Raw genomic sequence first — 4403 nt, 5'->3', positions numbered from 1 at the left:
CCTCGGCCGGTGATGCGGACCAACGATCTCCGGGCTCTTGGGTTCCAAAGTGAACTTTGGCTGGTGATTGACTTATGTTATTCGTCGGTATGACTGATGCCTTGGATGCCGGTGAAAAGCTTTTTCGGCGGTGTTGTCGCCGCCATCACGGAGACTGAGCGGCTGACTGCTAGGAACAAGGCATGGCGGGCTGGAATTCTTTTCAGCTTAAGGTGGATGGTCACCCGAACGACTTTCCATCCGAAGAGTCAGAAGCTGTATTCTCCTCTGGATTTTCCTGAGCCTGGCCGAACATATCAGCCGCTCCCGAGTGAGAACGAGAACCACGCTCCGCGCGAATGATCCGCAGAATCCCGCGGACGCGAGCTGCGTTCATGCGAGCTTTCTTGAGGTTCTCGCGAGCCTGCTCCCGCGTTATCAGATTTTCGCGGATCGCTCGGTCAACCCGTCGGAGTAGCGGATCGTCATGCATGTACCCGTAATGCAGATCGGCAAGCACTGTTCCCAACGACTTAGGACGCCGTCCAAATCAATTAGGACAATACGGGCGGCACCGGGGGCCGCCGCCGGTTGAGAGCGGCGACGGCTTTTGCTTTGCGCGCTCAAGCAGCCGCAACTTACCGCCGCGCGGCGTGAAGGAAACGGTCAGCGGGCGCACCGAGGCCATCAATTTGATGACGTTCCCGTTCGCGCAATTCATTGACTAGACGTTCGAGGTAGGGCGGCAAAGGCGAGGCTTCGAGAGATAAGTACTGTTGCAACCTGTTACCCACCTCGTCACAGATCGACCGGGAAGTCTTATGGTCGATGTGGTCCGATGTTCGACCGGTCGGTTTCATATCGCGACCTTTCGATTGGGCCCCACGATTTGCTTAAGTTCACGAGCCTGAAAATGTTTCCCGTACCTTGAAGGATGCCCATAGTTCCATCTAATGGAACGAAGCACTGCCCATATCAAACCCGAGTTGGTGCAGCCTTTCATAGGGCAGCATGCGGTGCGCGTCAGACTGATTGCCATCGTCAGCGCTGATGCGAGCAGCCCGCCGAGTTAGTGAAACTCTAGGCGCTTTTCAACACGTTCCGAATGTCCGTTCCGGGTCAAAACCGGCGATGAGGTGAGCGTGGACCGATGCCGGTCTGCCGCTGACAGCAGACGTGGCAACGGCTGAGGCGTTGTTCGGCTCGGCGCCAGTTCCGGACATTCGGGCTTTACAGCGGACGTTCGCGCGCGGAAACGGTCGAAGGTGTCCCGCCACTAACTAAGCACGATCCAAAATTCTAGCGATTAAGGTCGGGGACACAGGCTAGTCCCAGCGATACCTTGTCGACTGCCTTCGGTCTGCAACAGCCCTACACAGAATGATGGCAAGGGCTTACTTGAGCCACACAAGCAACGGAACAGATGCCCGACCGGTGCACGACAACGTCCCCTCGTAAGCGCGCGTTTTGCGGGCGGTATACGAACAGCGAGCGCCGTCCAACACCATCTCGGCTGCCACCTGCGCATCCGGGCCAGCGAGTTGCAGCCGTATCTCTCCGGCTCGTTCCTCTGGTCCGTCCCGAGTGCAGATCCCCACGTGCTTCATCTTCAGCGGGCCGGAAAACTCCTTGCGAGGGCCCGACCCGCTTTCGATGAGATTGCCGGTCAGTTCCCATTCGCCCAGCACACCGGCCTGACCAAGGAACTCCATGGCTCCGAGCTTCGGCACGTCGCAAAGACACAGTGCAACGGCGCCGAGCATGGCCGCCCCACCATCGCGCCACATCCTCCGTAGCATCAGAGTTTGCTTCCGGTTGTCTCTCGCATTTCTATCAGCTCGGGTCGCGATACATCGGCATCAGCGGTGAGCCGAGCAATCTGCACCGCACATTCTCGGACCTTTACTTGATCGCCGGACGCCTTGGCGCTTTTGCTCACCCCGATATACGTCACGAGCCGATTAGGCTCCTTTTTGAGAACGGCCTCATAGGCGGCAAGCGCTTCCTTGGCCATGCCGCGGTCAAGCAACATTGCGCCATAGAGCTCGCGCGCCGGCGCCAGCGGTCCCGGAGTGACGGGATGTTTCTCGGTCGTGTCTTCCGCGTCCACAGCGGCACTCATCGCATTGAGCGCCTCGTCGTACTGGCCTTCGGCGTACAGCACCCAGGCGCTCGCGACCTGCCGCTGGATGTCGACGATGTTGGACCAATAGGCATCCTTTGCCTCATTCAGTTTGTCGCGCAACTCGACGAGCTTGGCGATGTCGGCCTTGGCGGCAGCCGTATTATCGGACCGCGCGGCGCCGACCGCCCGCGCAAAATAAGTAATCGCATCTACATAGGGATATTTGGTCGGCCGCACCTGGAGCGCGGCCGCCGCCTTCCAGTCGCCGCGTTCGAACACATAGCGAGCCTGGCTCGCCGCGACCGCATAGGGGCCGGGGAACCGCTCGAGCTTGAACTCAAGCTTGGCGAGTTCGTCGACCACCGCGCGCGCTTCCTTGTCCTCGGCCAACTGGAGATAGGCATAGACCAGATAGTCCATCGCGTGCGCTTGGTCGTGCTGTTCGCCGTCCTCCTTGGCGAGGCGCGCGGATTCCTGGTTCGAGGCAATCGACTCCTTCCAATAGCCGACGCGGGTAAAGATATGCGATGGCATGTGCTGGGCGTGCGGCGCGTGAGCCGCGATCTTTGCATAGCGCCTTGCCGCATCGAGGCCTTTTTCCGCGAGTGCCGGGCAGTCGTAGAGGTGGATAAGATAGTGGGCGACGCCCGGGTGCTCGGGCTGGCGCTTGAAGATCGGCTCCAGCAACGCCGCACCTTTTAGCTGGTTGGCGTATGTCTTGTCGGTCGGGGACGCTGCGACGTTGAGTGTGATCGCGTACGCGATCTGCGCCTCGTCATCGTCCGCATAGCGTGTCGCCACCTGCTCTTCCGCCGCAAGATACCTCTGTACCCGTATGCGATGGTCGACCTTGTCATAATCGACGTACATCGCGGCGATCGCATCAATGTAATCGCGTTCGCGCTGCGTCTTGGCGCCGAGCGTCTGGCCTTCTTTGACGGCTTCGAGACCACGAGGAAGACTGTCCGGCGGCGGCGGCGCGTGCGGGTTATAGAGATAGCTGAGCGCAATCCCCCAGTAGGCGATGGCGCATTGCGGGTCTTCCTTGAGGACCTCCTCGAAGGTGCGTCTCGATGCGCTGTACCAGAACGAGTGCTGATACAGCATGCCGAGATCGAACAACTCCTGGGCCTGCGGGTTGCAGGACGTGGCAAAATGCACTTTGCCCAGTCGTTGTTCAGCAGCTTGTGAGGTAGCAGGTTGCGAAGCGGTCGCGGCCACCAAGCCAACGACCATTGCGAGGGGAACCCGTTTCATGGACCCACTCCGTGCCGTTGATGGAGAGCGTGAGAATATCACCTTTCCCGGATATCCGGAACAAGATAGTCCGTTGTTCCGGAGTACTCATGTCCGAGTTGGGTCACGAGCGCCTCTCGGAAGGGCGACCAGTCACTTCCGGTCTACCCCGATAAGCAGACCATTTCAGAACCGCGCTGACTTCGCATTGGGCCACAAGCGGACTTTGGCTGGCGCCAGCTCAGATCAGCCTTGGACCAATGCCAGACAAACGCCACCACTAAGGTGTTCGAGGGAGGCGAGGCAAGAAAAAGTGCGGGCCGAAGCGGAGAAAGCATTGGCAGAGCGCAAGCGACGCCGACGCTTTCTAAGCGAACTATGAACGGCTAAGGGCCGATCGGCTTGCGAGGCCCTCGTAGTGAAGGTCTCCGGCGTTACTGGGGAGGCCTTTTGCGAGGAAACGCTCCGCCCGGTCTGCTGTATACATTCACCCTTTTTGCTTTTCTTCTGCGCTTTTTCCATCGGAGCTTTTAGAGCGTTCTTCGAAGCGATCAGCGCCCTTAGCTAGATCGTGCCCCGTCTTGCTCTCGTTTTTCGCTTCTTCGTTAGCAGTCGCCTCGCGCAAGTCTTCAGCGGCCCGTTCCCCCGCTTTTGATGATTTTCGTTCGTCTTCCATTTGATGCTCCTTCCCTGATAAAGACGCCTCACCAGGAATAGGTCTAGCCCGGCTCTAACAGTTTCCAATCAGATCGCCTGGACATTGTTCCAATTCCGTTGAAGCTGCCTTCAGGAAGTGAATTGCCATCGGGGATCGATCCAGGAAATCAGCGGGCACCGGTCGTTTTGGGGTGCTAAACTGTCTCTGGAGAGCGCTAGCGCGCCTCCTGGCGCAAAGCTGACCTCAGTCGAGCCGCGCGGTCCATATCAGCTTAACAGCGCAAAGCCGACATCGAAGCTTACAAACAGCATGTCCGCTTCGGGTCCAGGGGACTAAACCGCTCGCGCGGTAGGCCGCTGCGGCAAACAGGGTGGCCAAGCCGATAGCGCCAAGGGGCGTCCTGTC

At 59.1% G+C, this 4403-nt stretch carries 3 protein-coding genes; all 3 read right to left on the bottom strand.

Annotated features, from left to right (window positions below; translation table 11 throughout):
- Positions 1-1373: 1373 nt before the first annotated feature.
- The 3 genes from AC5ZG5_RS45725 to AC5ZG5_RS45715 all read right to left on the bottom strand — a co-directional run bounded on the left by AC5ZG5_RS45725 (position 1374) and on the right by AC5ZG5_RS45715 (position 4016).
- Positions 1374-1742, bottom strand: a complete 369-nt coding sequence (locus tag AC5ZG5_RS45725; protein ID WP_456647162.1) for a hypothetical protein — start codon at positions 1740-1742, stop codon at positions 1374-1376.
- A gap of 35 nt (positions 1743-1777) precedes the next feature.
- Positions 1778-3361 (bottom strand): tetratricopeptide repeat protein, encoded by a 1584-nt coding sequence (locus AC5ZG5_RS45720; RefSeq protein ID WP_456647163.1) that lies wholly within the window; start codon positions 3359-3361, stop codon positions 1778-1780.
- Between the two features lie 466 nt (positions 3362-3827).
- Positions 3828-4016, bottom strand: a complete 189-nt coding sequence (locus AC5ZG5_RS45715; RefSeq protein ID WP_456647164.1) for a hypothetical protein — start codon at positions 4014-4016, stop codon at positions 3828-3830.
- Between the last annotated feature and the right edge of the window lie 387 nt (positions 4017-4403).

The organism is Bradyrhizobium sp. Ses1 (genome assembly GCF_059512365.1).
Note: the sequence above shows the minus strand (reverse complement) of the source record. Positions and strands in the feature narration are given on the sequence as shown.